This window comes from Burkholderia sp. Bp9142 (assembly GCF_003853415.1).
GTDB lineage: Bacteria > Pseudomonadota > Gammaproteobacteria > Burkholderiales > Burkholderiaceae > Burkholderia.
In genome coordinates this window covers 1-397 of sequence record NZ_QTPP01000117.1, presented here as the reverse complement: position 1 = coordinate 397, position 397 = coordinate 1, and the positions used below count along the sequence as shown (strand labels likewise).

Genomic DNA, 397 nt, shown 5'->3' with positions numbered 1-397 from the left:
CCTGCTCCCCCGCCGGCGTACGCTTGCGCACCAGATTTCCGCGTGCGTCGTACTCGAAGTGCATCCCCGCATACGCCTTCAGCAGGTTGCCCAGCACCTTCGGCACCTCCACTGGCAACGTGCTTTCCGGCCGCACCAGGCTCGGACGGGATGCAGGCGTCTCTGTGGACCTCACCGGATCGATGATGTTGCTCGCCGGATCAAACGCAAACCGCTCCTTCGCGACCGGACTGATCGCTTCGATCAACCGCCCGATCGGATCGTATCGGTAGTCCGTCCCGCCCTTGCGGCTGTCCTCGATCCGCGACAATTGCCCGACTGCGTCATAGCGATACCGCCGCTCGGCAAGCGGCGCGGGCGACGTCGACCGCTGGATCGTCTGCTGCAGCACGCGTCC

Annotated in this window: 1 protein-coding gene; it reads right to left on the bottom strand. The window is 65.5% G+C overall.

Going from position 1 to position 397, the window contains the following annotated elements; genetic code table 11:
* Nucleotides 1-397, bottom strand: a 397-nt coding sequence (locus DIE22_RS37915; protein ID WP_148093224.1) for an RHS repeat domain-containing protein, incomplete at both ends; no start/stop codon positions are given.